The following is a 24519-nucleotide window of genomic DNA, read 5'->3' as shown; positions in this document are numbered from 1 at the left end:
CCCTCTATGGGGTCCGGGGGGTGGTGGCGGGCGCCGCCGCCCCCGCCGGGGCCGCGGCGGCCGTCGGCCGGCGGCGGCCCCGGGGTCGGACGCTCCGACGTCAGCGTCGGGGGGTCGGTCCGTCGTGCGTGGTGTCGACGCGCACCTGGTCGAAGGCGGGAGCGCCGTCGATCGCGTCGGCGGCGACGGCCGTCGACGTGGCGGCGTCCGGCAGGTCGAGGCTGGTCCGCAGGGTGATCGGTTTGAGCAGGAGCGCGGCGATGACGCCGACGACCCCGATGGCGGCGGAGATGAGGAAGATGTGTCCGGTGGCGTCGCCGTACGCGGCCCGGACGATGCCCTGGATCTGCTCGGGCAGCGCGGTGATGTTGAGGTTGCTGCCACCCGCGCTGGCGGAGGTGGGGATCCCGGCGGCGGCGAGGTCGTGGGTGATCTGGTCGCTGACCCGGCGGGCGAGGACGGCGCCGAGAACGGAGACGCCGATGGTGCCCCCGAGCGACCGGAAGAACGCGACGCTGGAACTGGCCGCGCCGATGTCCTTGAGCGAGACCGTGTTCTGGACGGCGAGAACGAGGTTCTGCATGGTCATGCCGACGCCGACGCCGACGATGAACATGGCGGCGCCGACCAGGACGAGCGGCGTTTCGTGGTCGATGGTGCCGAGCAGGGCGAATCCTGCGACGAGGAGGATCGAGCCGGCGACGATGTACGGCTTGATCTTTCCGCTCTTGGTGATCAGCCGGCCGGCCACGATCGAGGAGCCGAGGACGCCGGCCATCATCGGGATGGTGAGCAGGCCTGCCTCGGTCGGGCTGTAGCCGCGGCCGATCTGGAAGTACTGGCCGAGGAAGACAGCGCCGCCGAACATGGCCATGCCGACCGCGAGGCTGCCGAGGATGGCCAGCGCGGTGGTGTGCTGACGCACGATGCCGAGTGGGACGACCGGCTCGGCAGCGCGCGACTCGACCCAGACCGCCAGGGCCAGCAGGACGAGCGTGCCGCCCACCATGGCCGCGGTCTGCCAGGAGGCCCAGGCGAACGAGCTGTCGACGAAGGAGATCCAGATCAGCAGCACGCTGACGCCAGCGGCGATGAGACTGGCACCCAGGTAGTCGATCTTGACGTTCTCGCGCCGTGCGGTCGGCAGGTGAAGGGTCGCCTGGAGCAGGATCAGCGCGATGGCGGCTACCGGCACGCCGACGAAGAAGCACCAGCGCCAGCCGAGCCAGGATGTGTCGACGATGAGGCCACCGAGCAGCGGGCCGCCGACCGTCGCGACGGCCATGACGCCACCGAGGTAGCCGTTGTAGCGGCCCCGCTCGCGCGGCGGGATCATGGCCGCGATCGCCACCTGGACGAGGGCCTGCAGGCCGCCGACCCCGATGCCCTGGAAGGCGCGGGCGGCGATGAGCTGGCCCGCACTCTGCGAGAAGCCGGCGACGACCGAGCCCACCAGGAAGACCACGATGGCGACCTGGATGAGCGTCTTCTTGTTGAACAGGTCGGCCAGTTTGCCCCAGATCGGGGTGGTTGCCGTCGCGGTGAGCAGGGTCGCTGTGACCACCCAGGTGTACTGGGTCTGCGAGCCGTTCAGTGATCCGATGATCTTCGGTAGCGCGGTCGAGACGACCGTGCTGCTCAGCATCGCAACGAAGAGCACCAGCAGCAGGCCACTGAGCGCTTCCAGTGTCCGCCGATGGGTCATCGGCTCAGCGCCGGCCGTGATGGTGGGTGCGCTCATCGCGCGGCCTCCAGGTTGTCGTTGTCGTTGTTTCCGAGGGCGACCTCGATGTCGCCGGTGAACCGGCCGAGGGCGGCACTGAGCGCCGCCACCTCGTCGGAGGTCCAGTCGGCGAGCGCTCGTTCGAGCACCTCGCCATACCAGCTGTGGCTGTCGGCCAGGGCGGCACGCCCGGCCGGGGTAACCGCCAGGAAGGTCGCCCGTTTGTCGGTCGGGTCCGGCCGCCGCTCCACCAGGTCGTGCGCGACGAGCGCCGCGACCGAGCGGCTGACGGTCGACGCGTCCAGCCGAGTGCGGTCGGCCAGGTCGCGGGCGTGGCAGTCGCTGGAGAGCTGATCGATCTGCACGAGCATGCCGAGCAGGCCCGGCGGAATCGCCGGGCGTTCGTCAGCCCTGCGTTGCTTCAGCAGTCGAACGCTTCTGACCAGGTCGTACAGGCGAAGGCCGAGTTCACGAGCGCCGCTTTCCACGTCTGCTCCCACACGACAGTTGGTTGCCTCAAGCAAGCATTCACCGATCTTGCCCACAAGGCAAGTTTGCTCATTGAGAAGTCGCTCACCCGCACGTACCCTCGGTGCAATGGACGAGACGACCGGTCTGCGGGAGCGCAAGAAGGCGGCCACCCGCCTCGCCCTGCACGAGGCCGCCCTCCGCCTCGCCGCCGCCGAGGGCATCGACGCGGTGACGGTCGAGGCGATCGCCGACGCCGCCAACGTCTCCCGGCGGACCTTCTCCAACTACTTCTCGAACAAGGAGCAGGCCCTCTTCCACGGCGACACCATGCGCCTGCACCGGCTGTTGCGGCTGATCCGCGAACAGCCCGCCGACGAGGCGCCGTGGACCGTCCTGAGCCGGGCAGCCGAGCGGCTCACCGAGGAGGTCTTCGGCGGTTCTGAGCCTTCCTGGCTGACCCAGCGCCGGAAGCTACGCGGGCATCCCGGTCTGGCCGCACACCAGGTGGCGGCGTACGCCGCGATCGAGCGCGAGCTGGCCGCGGAACTCGCCCACCGGCTCACCGACGACGACGTGGCACTGCGCTCCCGCCTCCTGGCCGCGACCTTCCTGGCCATCCTGCGGGTCGCCATCCAGCACTGGATCGAGCACCCGGGCGACCCGATGGCGGAGACCGTCCGGACCGCACTCGCGGCAGCCGCTCCCGCGGCGGCGCGCGGGGGCCACCGGACCAGCATCGACACTTAGCGCCGCTCTCCTCCTCAGCGCCGTCGACGCCGATACCTCGTTCGGGCAGCTGAGCTGGCGCCTCCGCGCTGGTTCGGCCTGGGCCTCGGCGCGGTGCTGACCAGCAAGGCTGCCAGCGCGCTGCCGGGACACCTCACCGACGCCGGGGGCAACGGTGACCGCCAGCAGGCAGCGACCGCGGCGATGGACGACAGTGGCTTCCAGGCGGTCACACGCACCTGCGGCCGCACCGGGCTGAAGAGTCCTGGTGGCCCCGTCCAGTGGGTGGTAGCCGACGGGCGCGGGCTTGACGGAGCGCAGACATCGGAGGTTTACTGCGTCAGCGATGAATGTCGATGAGCTTCGATCGTCCACATTGGCCGGCTGAGATCGTCGTCGCTGCCATCGCGAACACGTCGTCGCCGACAGCGCCAGCCGTCTCCTGGCGCTGTCGGCAGCGACGCGACGCTCCCCCCTCGGCGGGCGGGGAGCACCGGCACGGCAACCCGCACCGCGCAGCGTCGCGCTCCCCCGCAGGACGATCCCCACCGGCACGGCACCACCCCGCACCATCTCAGCCGAGCATCGGCGGCCCGGCTCCGTACCACCGCCATCTCGGCCCCGGCGAGCCCCCACAGCTCCGTGACGCGCGCCCGGGTCGACGCTCAGCAGAGGAGCAAGACCATGCGTTCCCGTCCCCGCTTGTTGGCACTCGTCACCGGCCTGGCCGTCATGCTGGCCAGCCTGGTCGCCCTGCCGACCCCCGCCTCGGCGGCACCACTGACCAAGGTCCTGGTGTTCAGCAAGACCGCCGGCTTCCGGCACTCGTCCATCCCCAACGGCATCGCCGCCATCCAGCAGCTCGGCTCGGCCAACGGCTTCACGGTGACCTCGACCGAGGACGCCGCCCAGTTCACCACCTCCAACCTGGCCCAGTACCAGGCAGTGGTCTTCATGTCGACCACCGGCGACGTCCTCAACGCCAGCCAGCAGAGCGCGTTCGAGTCGTACATCGCCGCCGGCGGTGGCTACGTCGGCGTGCACGCCGCGGCCGACACCGAGTACAGCTGGCCGTGGTACGGCTCGCTGGTCGGAGCGTGGTTCGACTCGCACCCGGCGATCCAGACGGCGACCGTGAAGATCGAGGACCAGACCAACCCGTCGACCGCCCACCTCGGCACCACCTGGGTCCGCTCCGACGAGTGGTACAACTACCGCACCAACCCCCGGTCCAGCGCGCGGGTTCTGGCCAGCCTCGACGAGTCGTCCTACAGCGGCGGCAACATGGGCGGCGACCACCCGATCACCTGGTGCAAGGCGTACGGCGGCGGGCGTGCCTGGTACACGGGCCTTGGACACACCGAGGCGTCGTACACCGACCCGAACTTCACCCGGATGCTGCTCGGCGGCCTCCAGGTCGCCGCGGGCTCCGTGACGGCCGACTGCTCGCCGCGCACCACGACCCCGCCGCCCACCGCCAGCGGCTCCACCCTGCGGGCCCGCGCCAACAACCAGTACGTCAGCGCGCCCAACGCCACCACCGCGCTGATCGCCAACCGCAGCTCCGTCGGCACCACCGAGCGGTTCGACCTGGTCAACCTCGCCAACGGCAACGTGGCGCTGCGCGCCAAGGGCAACGGGCAGTTCGTCGCGGCCGAGAACGCCGGGGCCGCCGCGCTGATCGCCAACCGGGCCACCGCCGGCGCCTGGGAGACGTTCCAACTGGTCCGCAACTCCGACGGCACTGTGAGCCTGCGGGCCACGGTGAACAACCGCTACGTCGCCGCCGACAACGCGGGCGCGTCGCCGCTGATCGCCAACCGGACCTCCATCGGTCAGTGGGAGAAGTTCGACCTGGTCACCACCAACTGACCTGGTCCCCCCCGCTCGCTCTCCACCACCACCTGGTCGTGGTGCGCCCCCGCGCGCCCGTCCCCCGGTCGTCGAGAAAGGACGATCATGCTCTCGTATCCCCGGCGCTGGCCCCGGGCGCTCTTCGCGGCGGTTCTCACCGTCGCAAGCGCGGCCCTCGCTGTGGCTGCTCCGTCCACCGCGCAGGCTGCGGTGATCCCCGCCTCCGACTATCAGCAGGTCAAGCTCGCCACCGGCTCGGGCGAGCTGGGTGAGGCGATGTCCCTGGCCGTTCTGCCCAACCGCTCGGTGCTGCACACCGCCCGCAACGGTGTCCTACGGGTGACCGACGTGGCCGGCAACACCAAGGTCTCCGGCACCCTGTCGGTCTACACCCACGATGAGGAGGGGTTGCAGGGCGTCGCCGTCGACCCCAACTTCGCCACCAACCGGTGGATCTACCTGTACTACTCCCCCACGCTGAGCACCCCGTCCGGGGACGCCCCGACCACCGGCTCGCAGTCTGACTGGGACCGGTGGAAGGGGCACCTGCGGCTGTCCCGGTTCACCCTCAACAGCGACGACACGCTCAACCTGGGTAGCGAGAAGATCGTGCTCCAGGTCGCCAACGACCGTGGGCAGTGCTGCCACGTCGGCGGTGACCTGGACTTCGACGCCGCCGGCAACCTGTACCTGACCACCGGCGACGACACCAACCCGTTCGAGTCGTCCGGCTACGCGCCACTCGACGAACGGACCAACCGCAACCCGCAGTTCGACGCCCAGCGCTCGGCGGGCAACACCAACGACCTGCGGGGCAAGGTGCTGCGGATCAAGCCGCAGGCGGACGGCACGTACACGATCCCGTCGGGCAACCTGTTCGCCCCCGGCACGTCGGGCACCCGCCCGGAGATCTACGCGATGGGCCTGCGCAACCCGTTCCGGATGAGCGTCGACAAGGCCACCGGAGTCGTCTACCTCGGCGACTACGGTCCCGACGCCGGAAGCACGAACTCCAGCCGTGGCCCGTCCGGTCAGGTCGAGTTCAACCGCATCGCAGCACCCGGGAACTACGGCTGGCCGTACTGCACCGGCAGCAACACCAGCACGGAAACATACAATGAATACACCTTCCCGTCCGGTCCGTCGCAGTCCAAGTACAACTGCACGGGCGGGCCGACCAACAACTCGTTCCGCAACACCGGGCTCGGCACGCTGCCCGCGGCGAAGCCGGCCTGGATCAAGTACGCGGGCGACTCCGGTTCGCCGTCGGAGTTCGGCAGCGGCTCGGAGTCGCCGATGGGTGGGCCGGTCTACCGGTACGACGCCTCGCTCAACTCCAGCATCAAGTTCCCGCAGTCGCTCAACGGCCAGTTCTTCGCCGGCGAGTACGGCCGCCGTTGGATCAAGGCCATCGCGGTCAACTCCGACGGCTCGCGCGGGGAGATCTCCAACTTCCCGTGGACCGGCACCCAGGTCATGGACATGGCCTTCGGCCCGGACGGCGCCCTGTACGTGCTGGACTACGGCACCGGCTCGAACAACCAGGCGCTCTTCCGGATCGAGTACATCGGTGGTGGCAACCGCAGCCCCATCGCTGTCGCCTCGGCGAACCCCACGTCGGGGGCCAACCCGTTGACTGTCAACTTCTCGTCGGCCGGCAGCTCCGACCCCGAGGGCGGTGCGCTCAGCTACCTGTGGACCTTCGGCGACGGCACCACGTCGACGGCGGCCAACCCCACCAAGACGTACACCACCAACGGCACGTACAGCCCCACCCTGAAGGTCACCGATCCGACCGGCCTGTCCGGCACGGCGAGCCTGATCGTCACGGTGGGCAACACCGCACCGACGGTGTCGCTCACCTCGCCCACCGACGGGCAACTGTTCAGCTTCGGTGACACGGTGCCGTACCAGATCTCGGTGAGCGACCCGCAGGACGGCACGATCGACTGCTCCAAGGTGACCCTGACGTACGCGCTGGGCCACGACAGCCACGCCCACCAGATCACCTCGAAGACCGGGTGCAGCGGCACGATCACCGTCCCGACCGACGGTGAGCACGACGCGGCGGCCAACATCTACGGGGTCTTCGACGCCGCGTACACCGACAACGGTGGGCTCACCACGCACAGCATCAAGACGCTGCAACCCAAGCACCGTCAGGGTGAGCATTTCAGCGCCCAGTCCGGTGTCCAGGCCACCGACCACACCAACGCCGAGGGTGGCCGCACGGCCGGGTTCATCGAGAACAACGACTGGATCTCGTACCAGCCGTACAACCTGTCCAACGCGAACCGGTTCACCGCACGGGTCTCCTCGGCCGGCGCCGGCGGCACCATCGAGGTTCGTGCCGGGTCCGCCACCGGCACCCTGCTGGGCACCGCCACAGTGCCGGTGACCGGTAGCTGGGAGACCTTCGTCGACGTCTCCACCGCCATCAGCAACCCGCCCACCTCGACGACCACGCTGTACCTGGTGTTCAAGGGCGGCTCGGGCAACCTGTTCGACGTGGACGCGTTCACCTTCACCACCGGCACCACCACCCCCAGCGGAGGGATCACGCTGCGGGCGCAGGTCAACAACCAGTACGTGTCGGCCGTCGGCACCAACCCGCTGATCGCCAACAAGGCCAGCGTCTCGACGACCGAGCAGTTCGACCGGGTGGACGCCGGCAACGGCAACATCGCCCTGCGGTCCCGCGCCAACGGGCTGTACGTCTGCGCCGACAACGCCGGCGCCAACCCGTTGATCGCGAACCGCACGACGATCGGGCCGTGGGAGACGTTCCAGATCATCAACAACTCCGACGGGACGGTCGGTCTGCGGGCTCTGGCGAACAACCAGATCGTGGCCGCCGAGAACGCCGGGGCCGGATCACTGATCGCCAACCGGACGTCGGTCGGGTCCTGGGAGAGGTTCGTCCTGACCACCGGCTGACGCGCACGTGGGTAGGGCCCGGCCTGGGCGGTGACCAGGCCGGGCCCTACTGCGTGAAGTACGCGGCGCTCTGCGGGTCCGCCGGGTAGTAGGACTCCACCGCGATCTCCTCGATGGTGATGTCCATCGGGGTGCCGAACGTGGTGATTGTCGAGAACAGCCGCAGCTCGCGTCCACCGATCCGCAGGATCATCGGGATCACCACGTCGGCGTCGATCCGTTGGTCCGGCGGGTCCTCGGGCAGCGGGTTCAGCAGTTCGTCGTAGAGCGCCGCGAGTTCCGCGTCGGGCGCGGCGGCGAGCTGGCGCGAGATCCGGCTGCGGAACACCGCCCGCACGTCCGCCAGGTTGACGACCAGAGAAGCGAGCCCGCGCGGGTCCAGGCCCAACCGGACCAGGTTCACCGGTGGTCGCAACAGGTCGGGCGCCACGTACGCGAAGAACGGGTCGACCGCGCGGTTGGTCAGCACGATGTTCCACCGGCGGTCGAAGACCAGCGCCGGATACGGCTCGTGCGCCTGGAGCACCCTACGGACCGCGTCGAGGGCACCGGACAGGGCGGTGTCGTCGAGCGGGCGCTGCGGATACCGGGGCGCGAAGCCGGCCGCCAGCAACAGCTGGTTGCGATCACGCAGTGGCACGTGAAGCTGGTCGGCGAGCCGGAGGATCATGTCGGCGCTCGGCGTGGACTTGCCGGTCTCGACCAGGCTGACGTGTCGAGCCGAGACATCCGCGGCGATCGCCAGGTCGAGTTGGCTGAGCCCTCGGCGCTTGCGCCACTGCCGCAGGAGTTCCCCGACCGCATACACGATCATGAGCCTACTCATCGTCGCCCGGGACGCCATGAAGTGCGATGTCATCGACAAGCGCACGAGGCCCGGGAAACACTCGCGACCATGACCACCGAGAACAAGAGCATCGTCGGACGTGCGTTGGCGGGGCTGGTCGACACCGGCGACGTCGACACGCTCGCCTCGTACCTGAGCGAGGACTTCACCCATCACCGGTCGGATTCGACGACCTCGACCAGGGCGCAGTGGCTCGCCGCGGTCCGCGCCGCGCTGGGCCCGACCGCCGGCATGCGGGTCGACATCATGCACCTGCTGGCTGACGGTGACCACGTCGTGGTGCACTCACGACGCCGACTCCACGATGGAGGGCCGGAGATCGTGGTGGTCGACGTCCTGCGGATCGCCGACGGATTGATCGCGGAGGTGTGGGAAGTCATCGAACCGGCAGGCCAGACGGCCGCCAACGACGCGTGGTGGGACGCGGACGCCTAGATCGGGAAGCGGCCGTGGTGCCAGTGCCAGTGGCCGCCGGCCCGCAGGTGGTCGACGATCGCCCGCTGGAGCACCGTGCGGCGCGGCAGCTCGTCGAGCGGCGTGGTCAGGGTCCGGAACCCGAACCGCAGCACCTCGATGTCGGCGTCCGGCCCCGCCGACTCGTCGTAGGGCTCCAGCTCGAACCGGCGCTGGAACCGCACGATGTTGGAGTCCTCGGGAAGGTACTCCCGCAGCTGCGGGTCGAGCAGCCACGAGGCGCAGGAGAACGCGGTGTAGCGCTCGTCGGGGAAATGCCGGGGGAAGAACGCGCGGGCCTCGTCGAGGGACGCCGCGACCGCATCCGGGGTCAACGGCCCCGAATCGGGGACGTGCAAACCGATGGCGCCGTCGCCACGCTGGTGCTGGAGCCGGCCCAGCTCGTAGACGCTGCCGCGCGAGTGCAGCGTCAGCCAGCTCTGCATGATCGGCCACCCCTCGCCGCGCATCCGTCGGTCGATGGCGAGGTTGCGGCCCAGGTCAGCCAGGGTCACCCAGGTCACGGCATCGGGGACCCCGTGGTCGCTGTGGTACCCGCGCACCACGTCGACCAGGGCCAGGTACGCGTACACGTAGAGGTGGCGCCAGGCCGGCCCGCGCTCTCGCGGCAGCTCCGGGCCGGGCGGCAGCCAGTCGTAGCCTGCGAGGTCGGCGCGGACCAGGGCGATCGAGCGGTCGAGCAGCCAGCGCAGCTCCGGCGTCCACAGCGGAGAGTCGGGGTCCGGCCAACCCGCGATGATCTCGGCGGCGTCGTCCGGTCGCACGGCGAGCCGGTCGAGGAGCGCGGGCGCGTCCGCCTTGGCTGGCAACGGAGCTGACGGCCCGTCACCGGCGAGCCGGTGCACGCGGTCGACCTCCTCGACGGGCACCCCGAGTCGGGCGGCGGTGTCGTCCAGATCCACGCCGACGACACTACCGGCCGGCGGGTCTCTCAGGAGTCCGCCGGCACTCCGGCGTCGAGCTGCCCGATCATCGGCGCGAGAAGGTCGTTGAGCTCCCGGGTCAGCACCGCCACGGCCCGGCGCGCCGCCGCGGCGACCTCGTCGTCCGGACCGTCGGGCGTCGGCGGCAGGTCGTCGAGCGGGACCGGCGCCTCCACCTGAAGCAACGCGCGCAGATGCGGGCGGCGCGTCTGGTCCTCCTCCGTGGGTGTGGTGAACTGGCCGAACAGCTGGGGCCAGTTCTGCCAGCCACGGTCGCGCTGCCACTGCTTGGTCCAGGTCAGCTCGGCCGGCCAACGGGACGCCACGGTCACCGCGCAGACCAGGCTGCCGTCCCACGGGCTGCGCGCGCAGGTCGCCGAGATGATCCGCCGGTGCCAGCGCACGAAGCCCGGCGACAGCTCGGTGGCCAGCCGCCAGGCGGTCACCGCGAACGCCACGGGCGCGAAGTCTCCCCAGGTTTCGGTGAACTCGTCGATCCGACGAAACACCTCGGCCTCGTACCGGCCGCGTCCGTCGGTGCCGTGCTCACGGTCGAACTGCTCGTCCAGCCAGAAGGCGCGCGGTTCCGGCATCCTCAACCCCGTTCACAGCGATGGTGTTGCCTACCACGAACCTATGCGAATGTCGGGGTCGCGGACGGCATCCTCGCCCGTTGTCAACCTGCGCTCCGGCGAGGTGGCGGCAGCCCGCTCAGCCCGCTCAGCCGACGAAGATGCAGAAGGGATGCCCGGCCAGGTCGGCGTACACGCGCAGAGGCTCGTCCGGGTCGTCGATGCGGTCGTACAACAGCCGGCCGCCGAGGCGCAGCACCCGCTCGTGCTGGACGAGCAACTCGTCGACGGACTCCACGGTCAGGTCCAGGTGCAGCTGCTGGGGCACGGTGTTCGTCGGCCACGTCGCCTCCGGCAGATGCTCCACCTGCTGAAACGCGATCTGGGGTTCGCCACCGGGCGACCGCAGCACCAGCCAGTCACCGCCGCGTTCGTCGGCTGTGCCGGCCGCTGGCGGTTCGTCACCGGGCCGGTAGACGTAGCCCAGCAGCTGTCGATAGAACTCCGCCAGCGCCCTCGCATCGGTGCAGTCGAGCACCACCGAACACAGCTTGGGCACGCTCTCCTGGTCGACCATGGTTGATCACCTCCGGGTGCCATTCTGGTCGAACCGCGCCGCTGTCGCAGCGGCAGCCGCTTGACAAACGCCCGCCTCCAGAGTGGACGATGCACCGTGCGAATTCTTGTGGTGGGTGGCAGCGGCCTGATCGGCGCTCACGTCGTGGACGTGCTCCGGGAACGTGGCCACGCCGCGACCACGGTGGCGCGTACCGCCCAGCCGGGCGTCGACCATCTGCTCGATGTCGGGTCCGCCTCGATCGAGGACCTGCGGCCGTTGCTCGCCGGTCACGACGGCGTCGTGTACGCCACCCGCACCGAGGAGCAACGGCCGCAGCCCAAGCCGATCTATCCCGAGTTCCGCCGCGACAACGTCGACCCGGTGGTGCGCCTGTTCACCGCCGCCCGCCTCGAAGGTCTCACCCGGGGCGTCGTGATGGGCTCCTACTACACCTACTTCGACCGGCTCCACCCGCAGTGGCGCCTCGCCGAACGGCACACGTACATCCGGTGCCGCCTGGAGCAGGCCCGGGAGGGGCGGGCGGCCGCCGGCGAGGGCCTGCCCGTCGCCGTACTCGAACTGCCCTTCGTCTTCGGTCGGGCCGGCGACCGACTGCCCAACTGGGCCGGTCCGCTGGACCGGTGGGCCCGCTCGCGTACCCCGCTGGTCGCCCCGACCGGCGGCAGCGCCGCGGCATCCGCCCGCAGCGTGGCCGAGGTCGCTGTCGACGCCCTGGAGCAGGCCAGCGGCGCGGACATCCCGGTCGCCGACGAGAACCTCACCTGGCACGACATGATCGCGCGCATCGCCGACGCGGTGGGCCGACCCCGCCGGGTCAGCCGCCTGCCGGCCGGCGCGGCGCGGGCCGCGCTGCGTCTCGGCGGCGCGGCGCAGGCCCTCGGCCGCAAGGAGTCGGGCGTGAACCCCAGCTACCTTTCCGACCTCCTGCTCACCGACCTGTTCATCGAGCCGACGAGCGGCCGCCCGCTGGACCCGGCCCTACGCGAAACCTTCCCGATCGGCGCCGCCTGACCCCCCTTGACGTCGATCGTCAGGTTGTGGGGTCTGCCGGGCGGCGATCTCGACGAACTCGTGCACCAGAGGTGACCGGTTGTCCTCGGCCCAGGCCAGGCACACCTGGTTGGGGCCGAGGTCGGCGACGGGTACGTGGCTGACGTCGGGTCTCGTGTAGAACGTCGCCGTCGACAGCGGCAGGATCACCATCCCGGCGTACGCGGCGACATGCTCCAGTTTCTCCTCGACGGAGTTCAGCTCGGGCCGGGGGCGGGGGTCGGGCTCCTCCGGGCGGTTTGGTAGGTCCCGCCACTCCGGCACCGCGTCCGGGTCCTGCAGGAGCCGTTCCTCGACCAACTCGGCGAGATCGATCGACTCCTTGCCGGCCAGACGGTGATCGGTGGGCAGGACGACGACACGGGGTTCGGTGAACAGGGGGCGCAGGCGCAGGCCACGCTGGTCCACCGGGAGCCGCACGTAGCTGACGTCCGCGCGCCCCTCGCGGACGATCTCGGCCTGGTCGTCCCAGGACGTACGGACCACGTTGACGGCCAGGTCGGGGTGCCGCTGGCCGATGGCGCGGGCCTCGGCGCTGACGAGAATGCCGGGCATGAACGCGATGGTGAACGTCGGCCGGCCGTGCGCGGCCCGCTGCACCCGCCGCCGCAGGGCGTCGGCCGAGGCGAGCAGCGGACGGGCGTCGGTCAGCAGCTGGCGGCCGGCGTCGGTGAGCACGGTGGAGCGGCGGTCCCGGACGAAGAGCTCGGCGCGCAGTTCGTGCTCGAACGCCCGGATCTGGCGCGACAGGACCGGCTGGGCGATGTGCAGCCGCGCGGCGGCCCGGCCGAAGTGCAACTCCTCCGCGACCGCCACGAAGTAGCGGAGCTTGCGCAGATCGACGTCCACCCTGCCCCCGTCCGGTGTCTGCTCCGGGCGGTTCCACGATACCCGCCGGGCATGAGTGGAGTGATGCCCAACGGGCATCACACGAGGTGAAAGAGGTCTTGGACGCGGAGGCTCCCGGCAGCGCACGGTGGTAACCGTCTCCACCACACGATCCGGAAGGACACGATCATGACCCTCATCGACAAGCGCGTCGTCGTACTCGGCGGAACCTCGGGGATCGGCCTCGCCACCGCCGCCCGCGCCGCCCGCGAGGGCGCCCAGGTCGTGGTCGCCTCCAGCAACCAGCGCAGCGTGGACCGCGCCCTGACGACCCTGCCGACCACCACCCAGGGGTACGTCGCCAACCTCACCGACCCGGCCGCCGTGTCCCGGCTGTTCCACGATCTCGGCTCGTTCGACCACCTCGTCTACACCGCCGGCGAACCCCTCGCGCTGATGTCGGTCGACGCCCTCGACCTCACCGCCGCCCGCACCGCCTTCGACCTGCGCTACTTCGGCTCCCTGTCGGCGGTCAACGCGGCACTGCCGTACCTGCGCCCCGGCGGGTCGATCACCCTCACCACGGGCACCGCAAACCACCGGCCCAGCGCCGGCTGGTCCGTCGCGGCCAGCATCACCGGGGCGATCGACGCGCTGGTCCGCGCGCTCGCCGTCGAACTCGCCCCGATCCGGGTCAACGCCGTCTCCGCCGGCGTGATCCGCTCACCGCTCTGGGACTCACTGCCGACCGAAACCCGAGAGCAGATGTACGCACAGCTCAGCGGGTCGCTTCCGCTCGGACGGGTGGGCGAGCCCGAGGAGGTCGCCGAGGCGTTCGTCTACCTCCTGCGGGCCACCTACGCCACCGGCACTGTGGTGACCGTTGACGGCGGCACCCTGATCTCCTGAGCCCGTCGGCCTGCTGCGGCGCCGCGCGGTGGGTTCGCGCCTCCACGATCCGCGCAACTTCAGGGATGTGGTGGTCTGCCACTCACGAGGCCCCTACATCCCTGAAGTTGGGGGCGGACCGACCGGTGGCGGCAGTCAGCGGAGCTGTTCGGCCAGGCCGACGATGATGCCCTCGGGGCCGCGGACGTAGCAGAGTCGAAAGATGTCCTCGTACCGCTCCACCTCGCCGACGAGTTCGGCGCCGTGGCCGCGCAGCCGGGTGATCACGTCCTCGATGTCGTCGACGGCGAACATGATGCGCCGAATGCCCAGCGTGTTCGCCGGCGCGTCCTTCGGTTCCGCACTGATCGCCGTCGGTCGGTGGAACATCGCCAGCTCGACCTTGCCGTGGCCGTCCGGGGTCCGCAGCATCGCGACCTCCTGCCGGACGTCGTCGATCCCGATGACGCGCTCCACCCACCGTCCCTCTACCGGCCCTCGCCCCTCCAGCTCCATGCCGAGTTCGACGAAGAACGCGATGACCGCCTCAAGGTCCTCGACAACGATGAGGACGTTGTCCATCCGCTGGATCGCCATGTTGGATCTCCCTGCTCTGGTGCGCTCACGGTGACCGCATCCTCCCCGAGGACGGAGCCAGTCGGCGGTTCTCGACACTCAGAACGGACTGTGGGCACGCCGATCACCCGGCGCAGATGGTGGGCCCTCGATCCGGAATCCCGTGCCGGCCGCGATCGAACAGGGAGACGCGTGGCCAGCTACGCGTTCTGTTGCACGTCGTAGACCGCTGCTTGCCGACGTTTCACGCTGTCCTGTGTCCCGTGTGTGCCCCGGACGCCATGACCGTGGACGGCTCTCGGAACATGGCGGGCAGGTCACCCAGGGTGGGGAATACCGGCCCGCCCCAGCTCGGGTCGGTGTCGTTGTGCTCTGTGGTCCGGAAGACGGTCATACCGACTGCTGCCGCCCCCGCCAGCTCACCGTCCGCACCGTCACCAACAAAGACGCACTCGCCCGGCCCAACGCCCAGGCGCTCGGCAGCAAGGTGGTAGATCGCCGGGTCGGGCTTGGCCAGCCCGACATCGCAGGAGAGGACCGCGACATCGAACCGTTGGGCGAGCGGACTCCGCGGCCACGCCTCGGCGGTGTCCGAGGTGGCGTTGCTGATGAGGGCCAGCGGATGCCCGTCGCCGCGGAGCGCGTCGAGCACGTCCAAGGTGGCGGTCGATACGCTGTCCAGCACCCGCCGGGCAAGGGCTCGCCGATGCTCACCGGCCCGTGTCACCTGTTCGTTGGTTGGTGTGCCACCGAGACGTCCGGCGAGGATGCGGATGGTCTCCTCCACGTCCCACCGGACCAGCCGGTCCCGCCAGGTGGCGTGGTACGCGGCGACCAGCTCGGTCGGAGCTACTCCAACCATGACCGCCATCTCGCCGACTACCCGGTCACGCTCCTCGTCGGCTCCCTGAACCAGGGTATGAAAGAGGTCGAATACCACTGGTCGAGACATCTCAGCATCCTACTGAGATCGTCACCGCAGTCCCATTGCACGCCATGCCTAGGGGCGTTGCCCCTCGTATCGTCCAGCGACAGCCGAGCCGAGGTCGGCCGGAAGGTGGGCGACAGCGAGCGCCACTGCCTCCGTGGCGGTTGCGGTCTCGCCGAGGACCTCACGCCGTCCCCAGACCCGGAAGTTTGAACGCGAACCGTGCGCGCTGAGACTGACCAGGTTGGGCGAGAACGGATATCCCGTGGTGGTGGAGAAGTTCAAGACGGAGTGACTCGTGTACGGGTAGAGCTGCCGTAGCCTCGGCTCGTTGTAGGCCGCCTCGATCAGCGCCGTGTGGTTCGGCCGATCGGCTTCTTCGGTGCGCTGTCTGAGCCACTGCCATTCGGCCTCCACCACTCCCGCCGGGCCCTGCTCGACGACCTCGCCGAGGCGAGTCAGCACGACGAATGGCACCGAACGCCTGATGTCGTGCAACGGCGTACCGGCACGCCAGCCGTGCGCTGCCCGGACGACCCCGACCAGGTCGTCGGTGTCGCCAACGATCAAGGGATCCCCTGCCCCCAGCCTTCGAGACGGAAGCGGCGTTCACCGGTGCTCGCACTCACCGTCAGATCGTCACGAACTGAGGATTCACCAGGGACACTTGCCCAGGTCAGGGGCGAGGACCAGTCCAGGGCTCGAACCGTTCCGAGCGACAGGCCATGCTGAACAGCGATGGCATCGAGGGTGGCGGCCAGACTTCCCGCGGCCGCCACCTCGGGGTACAGGTCTTCAACGGGATCGCTCGGCATGCAGGCATTCTGCCGCAACCCCGGTGCCGGCAGCCGTCCGTGCGTCCGAGCCGATTGACGCGAATACCGGCGGACGACGCGAACCGCCTCTGGCATCCTGCCGACGTGGACGAGACGCTCAACGTGCTGGGCCTGGCAGAACGCACCCACGAGTTGCTCATGCCCCGAGCCGCCGCGCGCTGGCCCAAGGACCGCCCCCGCCCAACACTGACCGTGCTCGAACTGTTGATCGATGGAACTCCGTTCCTCGACATGGTTCACGCCCGACGACCCGGCTACTCACTCCGCTCACCGCTCTGGGTCGACTATCCGCGAATCCTGCAATCCCATGCACGGGCACTCCTCGGCGAAGCACCGTCGGACCTGGCCGTCGAAGATCCGCCAGATCATGTCGCGCTACTCATGTGCCCCAGTTGCGGAACGGGGGGCTGCGGCGTGCTGTCTGCCCGGCTGCTGCGACCAAGCGGCCGAGTCCAGTGGACCGACATCGGTCGCCAGGTGCCCGACCTGGGAGATCTTGGCACGTTGACGTTCGATGCCGACCAGTACTCCGCAACCCTGAGGCCCCTGGCCGAGCTGCTGCCCTGCGGTGACTAGTCCAACTCGTCTCCAACCGTTACGAACGAGCCTCGCTGATCGTCACCAGCAACAAACCCTTCGGCCGGTGGGGCGCAGTCGTCGGCGACGACGTGGTAGCCGCAGCCATGATCGACCGCCTTGTCCACCACGCTGAGGCGATCTCGATGAAGGGCCACAGTTACCAGCTCAAAGACCGCGACCTCAGCCGCGTTCCCGCAGCCACCAGACCCAACAACTGAACATCGACAACCAGCGAGGGGGTCAGCATTCGGCCGGAACAGAGCGGTCAAAGTTCAGCCGGCATTGACACAGGTCGAGCAGGCCCGAAGAAGGCGATCAGCAGCACCCACGTCGCCGAGATCCAGATTGGCCAGATCACCCCGCGTCCGCTCGGCAATCTTGGTGTGGCGGGCCATGGCTACACTGACGCCTCTTATGCCCCTGCTCGGCAACGGAGACGGAGGCGGGATGGCCAATCCGCTGTTGGACGCCGAGGATGCGCGGGAACGCCTGGAGGCATGGCAGGCCAATGCCTTGCGCCGGGCCGCCGACACGCAGGCCGCCGCTGCCGGCTTGGGCGCGCTGCGGGTCGCGGCCACCGACGCCCAAGGGATCGTCGAGGTCACCGTCGACTCCACGGGGGCGATGGCCGACGTCCGGCTCTCCGCGCGGGTGCAGCGCGTGAGCCTGGAGCAGACGCAGCAGGCGATCATGGGCGCCTATCGCAATGCGCGGGTCAAGCTCGCCGAGGCCGCCGCCGAGGTCGTGCGGGAGACGGTCGGCGCCGACTCGGCGACCGGCCGGGCCCTGCTGGCCGGATTCCGGACCGCCGACACCGAGGACGAAGAGGGGCGTTACTGATGCACGGGGGGTTCGAGGTCGACGTCGAGGCGCTGCGCGCGCACGCCACGGCCATGTTGGCCATTCACGACCGCTTCGCCGCCGTCAAGGCAGCGAGCGCCACCATCTTCCAGGCCGACGATGCCTACGGGCAGCTCTGCCAGTTCTTACCGCCCATCCTGGAGGGACGCCACCGGGACCAGGACAAGGGCGTGGACATGCTCGCCGAGAACATCGCGCTGCTCGCCGCGGGAATCAAGAAGACCGCCGACGCCTACGAGCGGACCGAGGAGTCGACCACCGACGGCTTCAACTCCTTCCACTCCGCGACCTGAGCCGGCCCGGCGTCCTCTCATGAGCAACCCACTGGTCGCCACGACCTCCGACATCCCTTCGACCAGCGCCGCGCACCGCGACGGCTGGACCGGCCTGCCGCTCGCCGACGACTACATGGGCATCAAGGCCGCCATCGACTCCGGCAGCTGGATCGACGGCTCAATCGCGGGCTTGGGCGCCGCTATCGACGGGGCGGCTATCGCCATCGACCCGTTCAGCACGCTCCTGTCGATGGGCATCGAGTGGGCCATCGAGCAGGTCGAGCCACTGAAGCAGGCACTCGACTGGCTCGCCGGTGATCCCGAGACCATCGAGACGCACGCCATGACCTGGGACAACATGGCCAGCGAGCTGTTCTCCATCGCCGAGGACCTCAAGGCGCGGCTGGTCGGCGACCTCAACGAATGGCAGGGCGCCGCCGCCGACGCCTACCGCGACATCCTCACCATCAACATCGACGTCGCCGGAATCTTCGCGGGCACGGCCGCCGGCATGGGTGCCGCGACCCGTGGCGCGGGAACCGTGGTGCAGATAGTGCGGGAGGTCGTGCGCGCCTTCATCGCCGACTGCATCGCCAAGGTCGTGGTGTGGCTGGCCGAGGTGGTCTTCTCTCTCGGCTTCGCCACACCGCTGGTCGCCTCCCAGCTCGCGGTCGCCGTCGTCCGCTGGACCGGCCGCATCTTCGGCTGGCTGATGGGCCTGATCGCCAGCCTCTCCGCCCTTCGCGCACTCCTCGACGTCTAGGCGGCCCTCGATGCGACAACTCATGGCGGCTCTGCGGACCACCGCCGTCCTGGTGGTCCTGTTCGCTGTGGTGGGCCTCCACAAGCACCCCTCAGGCCCCACCCCACCGCACGGGGGTGGCGGCGATGGCCCCAAGCGTCCCAAGTTCAACCCGGCAATGATGCCCAAGCGCGTGGGACCGGCCCAGCAGCACGGACTCAAGCGCGCCGAGGAGGGCCGCCCGAAGGACGCCGACACATCCGAGCCCGAGGCGCCCAAGAGGACCAACCCCTGGGACGACCCCGAGTTCGCCGACGCCAGGTACGACATGCGCCGCTTCGGTGAGATGGGCGACGGGGCGATGGACAAGATCTGGGACGGCGACGGCATGGGCAGTGGCAACCACAAGCCCTCGTCCAACGAGCCCGGGAAAACGCTCTTCCCGCCCGGCACCACCAAGGAGCAGGTCGAAGGCTGGTTCAAGAGCATCGCCATCAACCCCGACAGTCGTCCTGTGGAGCGTTCCCACGGCGACGGCTGGCTCGTCACCGGCACCCGCGACGGCATCACCTGCCGCGTTATCCTGGACAAGGACGGCAGCATCGCCGGTGGCTACCCCGTCAGCGGCGAGGGCGTCACCACCAACCCACCGGCCTAGCCACCGCACCTACGGGAGACCCATGGAAGTCATCGATTTCTACCGGCGCAGCCGCCGGATCACCGACCAGCTCGCACCCAAGATCAGCCCGAAGTACCGGCCGATCGTCCGGGAGGCCGCCGGCGCCGGGGCCTGGGACCTGGCGATTCCGGAGCTCGTCGGCGCCCTGTCGAAGGAAGACGTCGTGATCACCACGGCGGAGAAGGACGCGCTGCGGGAGCTCATGGAGTTCCGCCGGGAGCCTCTGACGTACCTGGAACAGATCCGGACCTCGGACTGACGGCCGAAGCATCATGGCCCTGTCGACCTACCTCGGCCACGCCGACCCAGGGTTCACCCTGCGGACGTACACGGATCTCCTACCGACCAGCAAGGACCGAACGCGTCGCGCCATCGACGCCGCCGTCGGTGAGGACCAGGCCGCCAAGGACGGCCCGGAAGCCGTTGACGGCCTGGAGACGGCATGATCAAGGATCAGCGGCCTTCCGGACGACCTCAGATGCAGGTCAGGACACCTGCGCCCGCTACTTGGCGTTGAAGTAGTTGGCCTCCGGGTGGTGGACCACGATCGCGTCGGTCGCCTGCTCCGGCATGAGCTGGAACTCCTCGGACAGCTCGACCCCGATCCGGTCCGCGCCGAGCAGATCCATGATCTTCGCCCGGTCTTCCAGGTCGGGGCAGGCCGGGTAGCCGAACGCGTACCGGCAGCCCCGGTAGTCGTTGTGCAGGATGCCGGCCAGGTCCGTCGGGTCGTCGTGCCCCAGCGGACGACCGTCGGGCAGGGTCATCTCGGCCCGGATGCGCTGGTGCCAGTATTCGGCGAGGGCCTCGGTGAGCTGCACGGAGAGGCCGTGCACCTCCAGGTAGTCCCGGTACTCGTTGCGGGCGAACAGCTTCGCCGCGTACTCGCTGACCGGCTGGCCGACGGTGACCAGTTGCAACGCGACCACATCGAGCTGGTCGCCCTGGGGCCTGAAGAAGTCCGCCAGGCAGAGCCGCCGCTCCTGCCGCTGCCGGGGGAAGGAGAACCGGGCGCGCTCCGCGTGCCCGTTCTCGTCGAGCACCACCAGGTCGTTGCCTTCGGAGTACGCGGGGAAGTAGCCGTACACCACGGCTGCCTCAAGAACCTGGTCGGCGATCAGCCGGTCCAGCCAGTACCGCAGGCGCGGCCGGCCCTCGGTCTCGACCAGCTCCTCGTAGGACGGTCCGCTGCCGCCCCGGGCTCCGCGCAGCCCCCACTGCCCGGAGAAGGTGGCCCGCTCGTCGAGCAGCGCCGCGTAGTCGGCCATCGGCACGCCCTTGACGACGCGGGTGCCGAAGAACGGCGGGGTGGGCACCGCCACGTCGGCGGCCACGTCGGAGCGGACCGAGGAGTCGTGCAGCTCCGGCAGCGACGTGGTGACCATGGACCGCTGCCGTTCCCGACGCGCCCGCCGGGCCGCGAGGGCCGCCTCACGCTCCGGGTCGATCACCGGGGCGCCGCCGCGCTTGGCGGTCATCACCCGGTCCATCAGGGACAGGCCCTCGAACGCGTCCCGCGCGTAGTGCACCTGCCCGGGGAACGTCGACCGCAGGTCGTCCTCGACGTACGCGCGGGTCAGCGCCGCCCCACCCAGCAGGACGGGCCACCGCTCCGCGACCCCGCGGGTGGCCATCTCGGCCAGGTTCTCCTTCATGATGACGGTGCTCTTCACCAGCAGCCCGGACATGCCGATCGCGTCGGCGCGGTGCTGCTCGGCGGCGTCCAGGATGGCGCTGATCGGCTGCTTGATGCCGATGTTCACCACCTCGTAGCCGTTGTTGGACAGGATGATGTCGACCAGGTTCTTGCCGATGTCGTGCACGTCGCCGCGAACGGTGGCGAGCACGATGCGGCCCTTGCCGCCGTCCTCCGCGGTCTCCATGTGTGGTTCGAGGTAGGCCACCGCGGTCTTCATCACCTCGGCGGACTGGAGCACGAACGGCAGCTGCATCTGGCCCGAGCCGAACAGCTCACCGACCACCTTCATGCCGTCCAGCAGGATGTCGTTGATGATCGACAACGGGGACCGGCCGCCGGCCATCGCCTCGTCCAGGTCGGCCTCCAGGCCGTTGCGCTCACCGTCGATGATCCGCCGCTTGAGCCGCTCGTCCAACGGCAGCGCCGCCAACTCCTGGGCGCGGCTGGCCCGGGCGCTGGTCACGTCGACGCCCTCGAAGAGCTCCAGGAAACGCTGCACCGGGTCGTACCCCTCGCGACGCCGGTCGTAGACCAGGTCCAGGGCGACCTCGCGCTGCTCGTCGGGGATCTTCGACATCGGCAGGATCTTGCTGGCGTGCACGATCGCCGAGGTCAGGCCGGCCTGCACGCACTCGTGCAGGAACACCGAGTTGAGCACCTGCCGGGCCGCCGGGTTGAGCCCGAACGAGATGTTCGAGATGCCCAGGGTGAAGTTGACACCGGGGTAGCGGCGGGAGATCTCCCGGATCGCCTCGATCGTCTCGATGCCGTCGCGGCGGGTCTCCTCCTGGCCGGTGGCGATCGGGAAGGTCAGCGCGTCGATCAGGATGTCGGAGCGGTCCATGCCCCACCGGCCGGTCAGGTCGTCGATCAACCGCGCCGCGACCCGGACCTTCCACTCCTGGGTACGGGCCTGGCCCTCCTCGTCGATGAGCAGCGCCACCACCGCCGCGCCGTGCTCACGGACGATCGGCATCACCCGCGCGTACCGGGACTCGGGGCCGTCGCCGTCCTCGAAGTTCACCGAGTTGACCACACAGCGGCCGCCGAGCATCTCCAAGCCGGCCTCCACCACGTTCGGCTCGGTGGAGTCCAACATGATCGGCAGGGTGGACGCGGTGGCGAACCGGCCGGCCAGCTCCCGCATGTCCTGCGTGCCGTCGCGACCGACGTAGTCCACGCACAGGTCGAGCAGGTGCGAGCCGTCGCGCGCCTGACTGCGGGCGATCTCCACACAGGCCCGCCAGTCACCGGCGAGCATCGCCTCCCGGAACGCCTTCGAGCCGTTGGCGTTGGTCCGCTCCCCCACCATCAGCACCGACGCGTCCTGGGCGAACGGCACCGGGTGGTAGACCGAGGAGACGCCCGCCTCGTGGCGAGGCTCGCGGGCCGGGGCGGTGACGCCGTGCAGCCGCTCGGCCAGCACCCGGATGTGCTCCGGGGTGGTGCCGCAGCAGCCGCCGACCAGCCCCACGCCGTACTCGGTGATGAACCGCTCCAGGGCCTCGGCCAGCTCCACGGGAGTCAGCGGGAAGTACGCCCCGTCGGCGGTCAGCACCGGCAGGCCGGCGTTCGGCATCACCGACAGCGGGATGCGGGAGTGCTGCGACAGGTAGCGCAGGTGCTCGCTCATCTCGGCCGGGCCGGTCGAGCAGTTGAGCCCGATCAGGTCCACGCCGAGCGGCTCGATCGCGGCGAGGGCCGCCCCGATCTCGCTGCCGACCAGCATGGTGCCGGTGGTCTCCACCGCCACGTGACAGATGATCGGCACCGACTGGCCCAGCTCGGCCATCGCCCGCTTCGACCCGACCACGGCCGCCTTGACCTGGAGCAGGTCCTGGCAGGTCTCGATGATCAGCGCGTCCGCGCCGCCGACGATCAGACCCGCGGCGTTCTCCTGGTAGGCGTCGCGCAGGGTCGAGTAGGCGGCGTGCCCGAGGGTGGGCAGCTTGGTGCCCGGCCCGATCGAGCCGAGCACGAACCGGGGCCGCTCCGGGGTGCTGGCCGCGTCGGCGGCCTCCCGGGCGATCCGGGCACCCGCCTCGGACAACTCGCGGATGCGGTGCGGGATGTCGTACTCGGCGAGGTTGGCGAGGTTGGCCCCGAAGGTGTTGGTCTCCACGCAGTCGGCACCGACGGCCAGGTAGGCGTCGTGCACCCCGCGCACCACGTCCGGGCGGGTGACGTTGAGGATCTCGTTGCACCCCTCCAGCCCGTCGAAGTCGTCGAGCGTGAGGTCCGCGGCCTGAAGCATCGTGCCCATCGCGCCGTCGGCGATGAGAATGCGATCAGCCAGCACATCCATCAATGAAGTCCGCACCCGTTCAGGTTAGTGCGATTCGGCCGGACTCCACGACCATCCTCGAGCGATCCCCTATTGTGTCACGGGGATCACCCTGTCTGGTTCGTTCGGGTATGACCTGCTGCCGGAGCGGCCGACCGGCGCGGCCGACGGGCCGCACCCTCGCCCTGCACGTAGGCTGACGGACGTGAAGGACAACAGGGACGCCGCCGTGCCACACGGTATGACGACCGGGCGCGGTCCCGGCGCCAGCCGCGACGAGCAGGGTGAGGTGACGGCGTGACCGAGTTCGACGGACTGCCGGTGCTGCGGTCCCCGGTGGCGATCGCCGCGTTCGAGGGCTGGAACGACGCCGCCGACGCGTCCACCGCCGCGGTCGAGCACCTGGAGCAGGTCTGGAACGCCCGGCAGATCGCCGAGCTGGATCCGGAGGACTTCTACGACTTCCAGGTCAGCCGGCCCACCATCACCATGGCCGACGGGGAGACCCGCCGGGTGGAGTGGCCGACGACCCGGTTCATGGTGGCCAGCCCGGAGGGCACCGACCGTGACGTGGTGCTGATCCGTGGCATCGAGCCGAGCATGCGCTGGCGGACGTTCTGCGAGCAGGTGCTGGAGATCTGCCACAGCCTGGAGGTGGAACGGGTGGTGCTGCTCGGCGCGTTGCTGGCCGACGTGCCGTACACCCGGCCGCTGCCGATCAGCGGCAGCGCCTCCGACGCGCAGGCCGCCGAGCGCTACCAGCTCACCCCCACCCGGTACGACGGGCCGACCGGCATCGTCGGCGTGCTGCACGACGCCTGCACCCGCGCCGAGGTGGACGCCGTCTCGTTCTGGGTGCACGTGCCGCACTACGCCAACAACCCGCCCTGCCCGAAGGCCACCCTCGCCCTGCTGCACCGGGTCGAGGAGGTCGTCGACCTGCCGGTGCCGATGGCCGACCTGGCCGAGGAGTCCGCCGAGTGGGAGCAGCGGGTGCGCAGCGCCGCCGAGCAGGACGCCGAGCTGGGCGAGTACGTCCGCGAGCTGGAGGAACGGGTCGGCGACGAGGGGATCACTCCGTTGACCGGTGACGAGATCGCCCAGGAGTTCGAGAAGTACCTGCGCCGCCGGGGCGGTTCGGCCGGCCCCACCGCTGGCTCCTGGTAGCAACCGTTCGTTGCGGGCCT

The 24519-nt window shown here is 69.8% G+C and carries 26 protein-coding genes and 1 pseudogene; 15 read left to right on the top strand and 12 right to left on the bottom strand.

The annotated features are described in order from the left end of the window. Positions 1-100: 100 nt before the first annotated feature. Positions 101-1741, bottom strand: coding sequence for an MDR family MFS transporter (locus ABTW72_RS28110; RefSeq protein ID WP_350863657.1), 1641 nt, complete (start codon positions 1739-1741; stop codon positions 101-103). Further along, positions 1738-2268, bottom strand: coding sequence for a MarR family winged helix-turn-helix transcriptional regulator (locus ABTW72_RS28105; RefSeq protein WP_350863654.1), 531 nt, complete (start codon positions 2266-2268; stop codon positions 1738-1740). Before ABTW72_RS28105 ends, ABTW72_RS28110 begins: the two co-directional genes overlap by 4 nt. 52 nt (positions 2269-2320) lie before the next feature. On the opposite strand from ABTW72_RS28105, the gene ABTW72_RS28100 reads away from it, so the two are divergent. The 3 genes from ABTW72_RS28100 to ABTW72_RS28090 all read left to right on the top strand — a co-directional run bounded on the left by ABTW72_RS28100 (position 2321) and on the right by ABTW72_RS28090 (position 7711). Beyond that, entirely contained in the window at positions 2321-2941 is a 621-nt protein-coding gene (locus ABTW72_RS28100) for a TetR/AcrR family transcriptional regulator (protein ID WP_350863651.1), read from the top strand. Positions 2942-3652: 711 nt separating this feature from the next. After that, entirely contained in the window at positions 3653-4792 is a 1140-nt protein-coding gene (locus ABTW72_RS28095; RefSeq protein WP_350863680.1) for a ThuA domain-containing protein, read from the top strand. A gap of 87 nt (positions 4793-4879) precedes the next feature. Next, positions 4880-7711 (top strand): PQQ-dependent sugar dehydrogenase, encoded by a 2832-nt coding sequence (locus ABTW72_RS28090; protein WP_350863648.1) that lies wholly within the window; start codon positions 4880-4882, stop codon positions 7709-7711. Positions 7712-7757: 46 nt separating this feature from the next. Here the strand turns inward: ABTW72_RS28090 and ABTW72_RS28085 are convergent, their stop codons facing one another. Continuing rightward, positions 7758-8525 (bottom strand): helix-turn-helix domain-containing protein, encoded by a 768-nt coding sequence (locus tag ABTW72_RS28085; protein ID WP_350863645.1) that lies wholly within the window; start codon positions 8523-8525, stop codon positions 7758-7760. Positions 8526-8606: 81 nt separating this feature from the next. On the opposite strand from ABTW72_RS28085, the gene ABTW72_RS28080 reads away from it, so the two are divergent. Next, the gene (locus ABTW72_RS28080) at positions 8607-8993 is read left to right on the top strand and encodes a nuclear transport factor 2 family protein (protein WP_350863642.1); all 387 of its coding nucleotides are present in this window, start codon (positions 8607-8609) and stop codon (positions 8991-8993) included. On the opposite strand, the gene ABTW72_RS28075 is transcribed toward ABTW72_RS28080, so the two are convergent. From ABTW72_RS28075 to ABTW72_RS28065, 3 genes are all read right to left on the bottom strand, one after another. Then, positions 8990-9934 (bottom strand): acyltransferase domain-containing protein, encoded by a 945-nt coding sequence (locus ABTW72_RS28075; RefSeq protein ID WP_350863639.1) that lies wholly within the window; start codon positions 9932-9934, stop codon positions 8990-8992. The genes ABTW72_RS28080 and ABTW72_RS28075 overlap by 4 nt on opposite strands. Positions 9935-9963: 29 nt before the next feature. Beyond that, positions 9964-10548, bottom strand: coding sequence for a hypothetical protein (locus tag ABTW72_RS28070; protein ID WP_350863636.1), 585 nt, complete (start codon positions 10546-10548; stop codon positions 9964-9966). 127 nt (positions 10549-10675) lie between these two features. After that, positions 10676-11104: a VOC family protein gene (locus ABTW72_RS28065; RefSeq protein ID WP_350863633.1), complete on the bottom strand. Its 429-nt coding sequence runs from the start codon at positions 11102-11104 to the stop codon at positions 10676-10678. 96 nt (positions 11105-11200) lie between these two features. On the opposite strand from ABTW72_RS28065, the gene ABTW72_RS28060 reads away from it, so the two are divergent. Further along, positions 11201-12118 carry an NAD-dependent epimerase/dehydratase family protein gene (locus ABTW72_RS28060; protein ID WP_350863630.1) on the top strand — a complete coding sequence of 306 codons (918 nt, stop codon included), beginning with the start codon at positions 11201-11203 and terminating at the stop codon, positions 12116-12118. On the opposite strand, the gene ABTW72_RS28055 is transcribed toward ABTW72_RS28060, so the two are convergent. After that, a complete protein-coding gene (locus ABTW72_RS28055; RefSeq protein WP_350863627.1) occupies positions 12086-13006 on the bottom strand; it encodes a LysR family transcriptional regulator in 921 nt (306 codons plus the stop codon). The two genes, ABTW72_RS28060 and ABTW72_RS28055, sit on opposite strands and share 33 nt — an antisense overlap. Positions 13007-13174: 168 nt before the next feature. On the opposite strand from ABTW72_RS28055, the gene ABTW72_RS28050 reads away from it, so the two are divergent. Next, positions 13175-13894, top strand: coding sequence for an SDR family oxidoreductase (locus tag ABTW72_RS28050; protein ID WP_350863624.1), 720 nt, complete (start codon positions 13175-13177; stop codon positions 13892-13894). Positions 13895-14029: 135 nt separating this feature from the next. On the opposite strand, the gene ABTW72_RS28045 is transcribed toward ABTW72_RS28050, so the two are convergent. The 4 genes from ABTW72_RS28045 to ABTW72_RS28030 all read right to left on the bottom strand — a co-directional run bounded on the left by ABTW72_RS28045 (position 14030) and on the right by ABTW72_RS28030 (position 16192). Beyond that, complete coding sequence (locus tag ABTW72_RS28045) at positions 14030-14470, bottom strand: VOC family protein (protein ID WP_350863621.1); 441 nt, start codon at positions 14468-14470, stop codon at positions 14030-14032. 223 nt (positions 14471-14693) lie between these two features. After that, positions 14694-15401, bottom strand: coding sequence for an HAD family hydrolase (locus tag ABTW72_RS28040; protein ID WP_350863618.1), 708 nt, complete (start codon positions 15399-15401; stop codon positions 14694-14696). Positions 15402-15449: 48 nt separating this feature from the next. After that, positions 15450-15947, bottom strand: a complete 498-nt coding sequence (locus ABTW72_RS28035; RefSeq protein ID WP_350863615.1) for a DUF6193 family natural product biosynthesis protein — start codon at positions 15945-15947, stop codon at positions 15450-15452. Then, on the bottom strand, positions 15944-16192 hold the full coding sequence (locus ABTW72_RS28030) for a hypothetical protein (RefSeq protein ID WP_350863612.1): 249 nt from the start codon (positions 16190-16192) through the stop codon (positions 15944-15946). The genes ABTW72_RS28035 and ABTW72_RS28030 overlap by 4 nt, the downstream gene beginning before the upstream one ends. Before the next feature lie 105 nt (positions 16193-16297). On the opposite strand from ABTW72_RS28030, the gene ABTW72_RS28025 reads away from it, so the two are divergent. The 8 genes and pseudogenes from ABTW72_RS28025 to ABTW72_RS27990 all read left to right on the top strand — a co-directional run bounded on the left by ABTW72_RS28025 (position 16298) and on the right by ABTW72_RS27990 (position 19795). Continuing rightward, the gene (locus ABTW72_RS28025; RefSeq protein WP_350863609.1) at positions 16298-16789 is read left to right on the top strand and encodes a hypothetical protein; all 492 of its coding nucleotides are present in this window, start codon (positions 16298-16300) and stop codon (positions 16787-16789) included. 2 nt (positions 16790-16791) lie between these two features. Continuing rightward, a pseudogene (locus ABTW72_RS28020) lies at positions 16792-17010 on the top strand (ATP-binding protein); the annotation flags it as partial. 229 nt (positions 17011-17239) lie between these two features. Beyond that, the gene (locus ABTW72_RS28015; protein ID WP_350863606.1) at positions 17240-17632 is read left to right on the top strand and encodes a YbaB/EbfC family nucleoid-associated protein; all 393 of its coding nucleotides are present in this window, start codon (positions 17240-17242) and stop codon (positions 17630-17632) included. Beyond that, a complete protein-coding gene (locus ABTW72_RS28010) occupies positions 17632-17946 on the top strand; it encodes a hypothetical protein (RefSeq protein ID WP_350863603.1) in 315 nt (104 codons plus the stop codon). Before ABTW72_RS28015 ends, ABTW72_RS28010 begins: the two co-directional genes overlap by 1 nt. Before the next feature lie 19 nt (positions 17947-17965). Continuing rightward, on the top strand, positions 17966-18691 hold the full coding sequence (locus tag ABTW72_RS28005) for a WXG100 family type VII secretion target (protein ID WP_350863600.1): 726 nt from the start codon (positions 17966-17968) through the stop codon (positions 18689-18691). A gap of 10 nt (positions 18692-18701) precedes the next feature. Beyond that, positions 18702-19328: an EndoU domain-containing protein gene (locus tag ABTW72_RS28000; protein ID WP_350863597.1), complete on the top strand. Its 627-nt coding sequence runs from the start codon at positions 18702-18704 to the stop codon at positions 19326-19328. Positions 19329-19350: 22 nt separating this feature from the next. After that, on the top strand, positions 19351-19608 hold the full coding sequence (locus tag ABTW72_RS27995) for a hypothetical protein (RefSeq protein ID WP_350863594.1): 258 nt from the start codon (positions 19351-19353) through the stop codon (positions 19606-19608). Positions 19609-19621: 13 nt separating this feature from the next. Further along, the gene (locus tag ABTW72_RS27990; protein ID WP_350863591.1) at positions 19622-19795 is read left to right on the top strand and encodes a hypothetical protein; all 174 of its coding nucleotides are present in this window, start codon (positions 19622-19624) and stop codon (positions 19793-19795) included. Between the two features lie 57 nt (positions 19796-19852). Here ABTW72_RS27990 and metH read toward each other — a convergent pair whose 3' ends face one another. Then, complete coding sequence (gene metH, locus ABTW72_RS27985; protein ID WP_502892256.1) at positions 19853-23353, bottom strand: methionine synthase; 3501 nt, start codon at positions 23351-23353, stop codon at positions 19853-19855. Positions 23354-23629: 276 nt separating this feature from the next. On the opposite strand from metH, the gene ABTW72_RS27980 reads away from it, so the two are divergent. Beyond that, positions 23630-24499 carry a PAC2 family protein gene (locus tag ABTW72_RS27980; RefSeq protein WP_030332815.1) on the top strand — a complete coding sequence of 290 codons (870 nt, stop codon included), beginning with the start codon at positions 23630-23632 and terminating at the stop codon, positions 24497-24499. Positions 24500-24519 lie beyond the last annotated feature (20 nt).

Source organism: Micromonospora sp. NPDC127501 (assembly GCF_040302185.1).
Lineage (GTDB): Bacteria > Actinomycetota > Actinomycetes > Mycobacteriales > Micromonosporaceae > Micromonospora.
This window is presented reverse-complemented; position numbering and strand designations above follow the sequence as displayed.

What these genes read in the sequence shown, in the direction of transcription:
- ABTW72_RS28110 (WP_350863657.1), bottom strand. Translation starts at nt 1,741, where the DNA reads ATGAGCGCACCCACCATCACGGCCGGCGCTGAGCCGATGACCCATCGG.
- ABTW72_RS28100 (WP_350863651.1), top strand. Translation starts at nt 2,321, where the DNA reads ATGGACGAGACGACCGGTCTGCGGGAGCGCAAGAAGGCGGCCACCCGC.
- ABTW72_RS28095 (WP_350863680.1), top strand. Translation starts at nt 3,653, where the DNA reads ATGCTGGCCAGCCTGGTCGCCCTGCCGACCCCCGCCTCGGCGGCACCA.
- ABTW72_RS28090 (WP_350863648.1), top strand. Translation starts at nt 4,880, where the DNA reads ATGCTCTCGTATCCCCGGCGCTGGCCCCGGGCGCTCTTCGCGGCGGTT.
- ABTW72_RS28085 (WP_350863645.1), bottom strand. Translation starts at nt 8,525, where the DNA reads ATGATCGTGTATGCGGTCGGGGAACTCCTGCGGCAGTGGCGCAAGCGC.
- ABTW72_RS28080 (WP_350863642.1), top strand. Translation starts at nt 8,607, where the DNA reads ATGACCACCGAGAACAAGAGCATCGTCGGACGTGCGTTGGCGGGGCTG.
- ABTW72_RS28070 (WP_350863636.1), bottom strand. Translation starts at nt 10,548, where the DNA reads ATGCCGGAACCGCGCGCCTTCTGGCTGGACGAGCAGTTCGACCGTGAG.
- ABTW72_RS28065 (WP_350863633.1), bottom strand. Translation starts at nt 11,104, where the DNA reads ATGGTCGACCAGGAGAGCGTGCCCAAGCTGTGTTCGGTGGTGCTCGAC.
- ABTW72_RS28050 (WP_350863624.1), top strand. Translation starts at nt 13,175, where the DNA reads ATGACCCTCATCGACAAGCGCGTCGTCGTACTCGGCGGAACCTCGGGG.
- ABTW72_RS28045 (WP_350863621.1), bottom strand. Translation starts at nt 14,470, where the DNA reads ATGGCGATCCAGCGGATGGACAACGTCCTCATCGTTGTCGAGGACCTT.
- ABTW72_RS28040 (WP_350863618.1), bottom strand. Translation starts at nt 15,401, where the DNA reads ATGTCTCGACCAGTGGTATTCGACCTCTTTCATACCCTGGTTCAGGGA.
- ABTW72_RS28030 (WP_350863612.1), bottom strand. Translation starts at nt 16,192, where the DNA reads ATGCCGAGCGATCCCGTTGAAGACCTGTACCCCGAGGTGGCGGCCGCG.
- ABTW72_RS28015 (WP_350863606.1), top strand. Translation starts at nt 17,240, where the DNA reads ATGGCCAATCCGCTGTTGGACGCCGAGGATGCGCGGGAACGCCTGGAG.
- ABTW72_RS28010 (WP_350863603.1), top strand. Translation starts at nt 17,632, where the DNA reads ATGCACGGGGGGTTCGAGGTCGACGTCGAGGCGCTGCGCGCGCACGCC.
- ABTW72_RS28005 (WP_350863600.1), top strand. Translation starts at nt 17,966, where the DNA reads ATGAGCAACCCACTGGTCGCCACGACCTCCGACATCCCTTCGACCAGC.
- ABTW72_RS28000 (WP_350863597.1), top strand. Translation starts at nt 18,702, where the DNA reads ATGCGACAACTCATGGCGGCTCTGCGGACCACCGCCGTCCTGGTGGTC.
- ABTW72_RS27995 (WP_350863594.1), top strand. Translation starts at nt 19,351, where the DNA reads ATGGAAGTCATCGATTTCTACCGGCGCAGCCGCCGGATCACCGACCAG.
- ABTW72_RS27990 (WP_350863591.1), top strand. Translation starts at nt 19,622, where the DNA reads ATGGCCCTGTCGACCTACCTCGGCCACGCCGACCCAGGGTTCACCCTG.
- metH (WP_502892256.1), bottom strand. Translation starts at nt 23,353, where the DNA reads ATGGATGTGCTGGCTGATCGCATTCTCATCGCCGACGGCGCGATGGGC.